The sequence below is a fragment of the Leptospira vanthielii serovar Holland str. Waz Holland = ATCC 700522 genome, assembly GCF_000332455.1.
Lineage (GTDB): Bacteria > Spirochaetota > Leptospiria > Leptospirales > Leptospiraceae > Leptospira_A > Leptospira_A vanthielii.
This window is the reverse complement of the sequence record NZ_AOGY02000041.1, coordinates 1-4612: the sequence shown is the minus strand read 5'-3', so window position 1 is coordinate 4612 and position 4612 is coordinate 1. Positions and strand designations below refer to the sequence as shown.

Sequence of the window (4612 nt, the reverse complement as noted above, 5' to 3'; positions counted from 1 at the left end):
AGCATGGAAACGCTGCGCTTCGGCACGAGGCCTCGCTTGGGCTGCGCCACATTTCCCTTCTGTCACTCGTTTGCATTCGCAAACTCCGTGCCAGTCCCTAACGTCCCGTTCGGGACTCAGGGTCGGGAAACGTCGTCTCCACTAGTTCGTTAGCCGAAAGTTCGGGGAAGACGCCGCATCCGTGCGGCGGATAAAAGAAAATAATTATAACATATCATATTTCGTTAATTAAATTGCATTAATAGTAGATAAAAATTCGAATTGACAATACCCTACTCAGTAGGGATAGTTGCTCTATTGAAACGATTATTCATACGTGGCGTCAGGATTTTGATCAATTTTGGAGAAATGCAAAGCTTGGAGATGAAGATCTTCTTGAGTTTCAATCTTACCTTCTCGAAAATCCAAAATCTGGGGTGGTCATTTCAGGCTCTAATGGATTAAGAAAAGTTAGATGGAAAAAGAAACACACCGGAAAGAGTTCGGGCATCCGAGTTTTTTATTAGACTTAGAAGAATTTGGTACTACTTTCCTAATTTCCTTAATTGAAAAAAATGAACAGGAAAACCTATCGAAAGCTCAATTGAAGATACTTTCTGAATTAGTTCAAAATTTAAAAGATAATATGAAAAAAGGGAGAATCAAAAATGGTAAAACAAAATAAAGATAAATTATTCAATAGCCTTGTTAAAGGATTAAATGATGCCATTGATTACTCTAGTGGAAAAAAAATAAAGGGCCTTCAAGCTAGAATTGTTTCCATTCCTAAACTACCTACTTTTAAAGGAAAAGAAATCAAAAGCATAAGAAATAAATTGCATTTAACTCAGAATGTATTTGCTCAAACACTTGGTGTTTCCGAGAAAACTATCGAAGCCTGGGAATCCGGAAGAAATATTCCACAAGGTCCTGCTCAAAGAATGCTTTTCGTTCTTAAAAATAATTCAAATGCACTAGACGTCTTAGGTGTTAAATACGGCTAATTAAAAGTGCGACATCCTTGTCGCAAATCCCGAACCTTCGGCTAACTGCCGCTAACCACTTCGCTTAGGGTCTTCGCCCTCGCTCGGCCTTCGGCACATAGGCTTTTGTCACTCCTCTTGCTTAAGCAAGCGTCGTGCCAATCCCTAACGCCTCCTCTGGAGGCTCAGGGCCAGCCTACGTCGGTTAGCTAGTTCGTTATACGCAAGTTGCTAAAATTCAAACTTTTCCTCAAAATAAGAAAATATTAAGAAATTAAACCAAAAGTGTAATAAAATTTAGTAGATTTATGATAGCATATTTGATATCATCATTGTATGCGAGTAACAATTGATACAAATGTTCTATATCAAGCTCTCAGGGACAGTAGAGGTGCTTCGCATTTTATATTAACTTTAGCTGAAAAGAGGAAAATTGAGTTAGCCCTATCTACCCCAGTATTTGTCGAATACTCTGATGTTTTACTTAGAGATAAGTCACTCTCTGATTTAGGTTTATCAAAGAAGGAAGTTAATCTTGTTTTGGACTTCCTTGTTTTTGTGGCTACGCCTTTTTCAATTAACTATTTACTAAGACCTAATCTTGCGGACGAAAACGATAATCTTTTTGTTGAACTTGCTTTTGCTAGTAACAGTCGATTTTTAATTACTTCAAATATAAAAGACTTTAACCAAAATAAAGATCTTAAATTTGATTCTTTTAAAGTTATTACTCCTACCGATTTTACTAAATTATGGAGATTAAATTATGAATAAAAAAAACGTTCTAACTATTCGAATTCCTGAAGATCTAAAAGAAAGAATTGAGAAAACTGCAGCTACTCAAGGTGTTTCTCTTAATCAATTTGCTTTATATGCTTTTACAAGAGGTATCAGCGATATTGATACTGCTAACTTTTTTAAAAAACGAATTCAAGGAAAAACGAAAGAATCAATTGAAGACGGATTTAAGAAAGTTATGGGAAAAGTCGGGAAAAAAGATAAAATCCCAAGTTGGGATAAACTATAATTCTATAGTAGCAACCAGCGTATAACAGCGTGGAAACGCTTCGCTTCGGCACTGCCGGCCTCGCTCGGTCTGCGACACATTCCTCTCCGTCACGCTTCTTGCCTTGCAAGAAGACGCGCCGACGCTAACGCCTCTGCGAGGCTCAGCTACGAGGAACGTCGTCTCCACTTGTTCGTTATGCGAACAGTCGTGAAAATCTTACCTAAGCAAAAAAGTAGAAATATCCAATTGACAAATACAGCCCAAATGCTGTATTATTGCTTGTGACGGGAAAAGAATTAATAAAAATTCTAAAAAAAGATGGTTGGGAATTAGATAGAATCACTGGATCACACCATATACTTAAGAAAAAAGACAAAACTCTCTCGGTTCCTGTTCATAGTAATCGAGATATTCCAAATGGAACTATGAACGCAATACTTAAACAGGCAGGACTCAAATGAAAATATCTTATCCAGCTATTATTAAATACAGTTCAAAAGATAAAGTTTTTAATGTTGAATTTCCTGATTTACCTGGATGTTTAACCTTTGGCGACGATGAAAACGAAGCAATCTTAAATGCTCAAGAAGCATTAACTGGTTATTTAGAATCTATCGATTCTAGAAAATTAAACATTCCTGAACCTTCAAAATTAAAAGGAAAAGATATTAAATTCATTACTCCAGAAAAAAATGTCTCTTTCGCTATCTGGCTTAAGAAAAGTAGAGAAAAACAAGGTTTAAGTCAAAAACAAATTGCTCAAAAACTTAATATTGCTTATCAAACTTACCAAAAGTTTGAGGATCCACATAAATCAAACCCTACTCTAAAAACTATTATAAGATTAGAAGAAGTTTTTCACGAAAATCTAATCAGTGTATAACACGACCGTCGCATAACAGCATGGAAACGCTGCGCTTCGGCACGAGGCCTCGCTTGGGCTGCGCCACATTTCCCTTCTGTCACTCGTTTGCATCCGCAAACTCCGTGCCAGTCCCTAACGTCCCGTTAACGGGACTCAGGGTCGGGAAACGTCGTCTCCACTAATTCGTTATACGACATGCTAAAAACTAATCTTTAAAATTTAACAAAAGCCATACCCAATGATCTTATAAAAACAAAAACAATAAGTTATTATAATGAAAAACCTTCATCTTACAAAATTATTAATTATTCTGTGTGTTTTCACAATTTCTAAATGTGTAAAAAACCAAAGCATAAATGAAGATTCACTAATTAGTCTCAATGATGCACAAAAAGAATATTCAACCGTCATTTTTTTGAAAACTGCTGAATATTTCCCAAATCAAGCATTCTATTTTATATTTACACTTGAGCAGGTAGATTTCGGTTGTCATAGAGATATTCATTATGACAAATCAGATTTTCAAACCTGTATGAAAAATATCACTGTCTCTAAGTTTCAACCGAATACGCCTGGTGATCTACTCTTTCAAATTGATGCTTTTAAAGATAAATTATGTAATTTAAAGAAATTTATCCTTTTTAAAGATTCTTTAATTAAGGGAGAACTAAACCTTTGTGAAATTAACCCTTAACTCACTATTATCACTCCTCCTAATTGCTTATCCTTATTACACAATCCATTCAAAAGAAAAATTTAGACCAGAGTATGATTATTCCACTAATCGAAACTTTTTGTTTAAAGATTGTGATGAGAAAAAGAAATGTTACGAAAGCTGTAACGACATTCCTAATTATGCATTAATATTTGGCTTTTTCACTAAGTCGGTAGACTCAGAAATTTCAAAAAAAATCAAAACTTCATGTCTAAGCGATTGCTCAAGAATTATATGTTACAAAAACTATAATTAATACTATTCGCACGTCGTATAACAGCATGGAAACGCTGCGCTTCGGCACGAGGCCTCGCTTGGGCTGCGCCACATTTCCCTTCTGTCACTCGTTTGCATCCGCAAACTCCGTGCCAGTCCCTAACGTCCCGTTAACGGGACTCAGGGTCGGGAAACGTCGTCTCCACTAGTTCGTTACACGCAATTTTGCCAACTTAACATCTAAAATGAAAAAAATCTTAACACTGGCTTTTGCGTTATATCTCGCAAGTTGCACTTTTTCAAAACATACTTTCCAGAAAGCAAATACTAATTTCCTCAAGAAAATTGATAATTCTTATAATGAGTATGTAATTCACATCGAAAATAAATTTAACGGTAGAAGTAGAAAAAATAGTTTGGGAATATATTCTGGAATTATCGATTCTTTAAAAAAATGCTCAATACAAAACAAGAGAATTTACCGATACATTGGCTTCTCTAAATTTCTAAATAATTCTTCTGAATCACTACAAATTTTGTCGGACGAATATCAAGGAAATCAACCTAAACGAATTGACCTTCATTTAATTTTAGATGATGAAGAATCCGCTGGAGACTTATATAATAATTCCGATCAGCTTTCGAAACATTCTTCATCAAAATACAATTCTAAGAAACTCCACAACTACAACCTATATCACTATTCCATTACTAATCCTTTAATAAATTTTGAATTTATTGAGAATATCGAATATGTTGGTCCTAGTTTAAATAACAATGAACCAGAAGAATATCTGGCTTTTGGAAAGATATTAGGAACAGAACTTTGTGAAGCATTAAAGAGC

The 4612-nt window shown here is 35.2% G+C and carries 8 protein-coding genes; all 8 read left to right on the top strand.

What is annotated here, in order from left to right; genetic code table 11:
- Window positions 1-454 precede the first annotated feature (454 nt).
- The gene (locus LEP1GSC199_RS21785) at window positions 455-664 is read left to right on the top strand and encodes a hypothetical protein (protein WP_002981137.1); all 210 of its coding nucleotides are present in this window, start codon (window positions 455-457) and stop codon (window positions 662-664) included.
- Window positions 648-983: a helix-turn-helix domain-containing protein gene (locus LEP1GSC199_RS09045; RefSeq protein ID WP_002981131.1), complete on the top strand. Its 336-nt coding sequence runs from the start codon at window positions 648-650 to the stop codon at window positions 981-983. Before LEP1GSC199_RS21785 ends, LEP1GSC199_RS09045 begins: the two co-directional genes overlap by 17 nt.
- Before the next feature lie 315 nt (window positions 984-1298).
- Entirely contained in the window at window positions 1299-1736 is a 438-nt protein-coding gene (locus tag LEP1GSC199_RS20855; protein ID WP_002981140.1) for a putative toxin-antitoxin system toxin component, PIN family, read from the top strand.
- The gene (locus LEP1GSC199_RS09035; RefSeq protein ID WP_002981142.1) at window positions 1729-1989 is read left to right on the top strand and encodes a toxin-antitoxin system HicB family antitoxin; all 261 of its coding nucleotides are present in this window, start codon (window positions 1729-1731) and stop codon (window positions 1987-1989) included. Before LEP1GSC199_RS20855 ends, LEP1GSC199_RS09035 begins: the two co-directional genes overlap by 8 nt.
- A gap of 263 nt (window positions 1990-2252) precedes the next feature.
- Window positions 2253-2432, top strand: coding sequence for a type II toxin-antitoxin system HicA family toxin (locus LEP1GSC199_RS09030; RefSeq protein ID WP_039926463.1), 180 nt, complete (start codon window positions 2253-2255; stop codon window positions 2430-2432).
- The gene (locus tag LEP1GSC199_RS09025) at window positions 2429-2854 is read left to right on the top strand and encodes a type II toxin-antitoxin system HicB family antitoxin (protein WP_002981141.1); all 426 of its coding nucleotides are present in this window, start codon (window positions 2429-2431) and stop codon (window positions 2852-2854) included. The genes LEP1GSC199_RS09030 and LEP1GSC199_RS09025 overlap by 4 nt, the downstream gene beginning before the upstream one ends.
- A 256-nt stretch (window positions 2855-3110) precedes the next feature.
- A complete protein-coding gene (locus LEP1GSC199_RS09020) occupies window positions 3111-3530 on the top strand; it encodes a hypothetical protein (protein ID WP_039926460.1) in 420 nt (139 codons plus the stop codon).
- Window positions 3531-4012: 482 nt separating this feature from the next.
- A partial coding sequence (locus LEP1GSC199_RS09015; RefSeq protein WP_002981133.1) for a hypothetical protein occupies window positions 4013-4612 on the top strand: 600 nt, incomplete at its 3' end.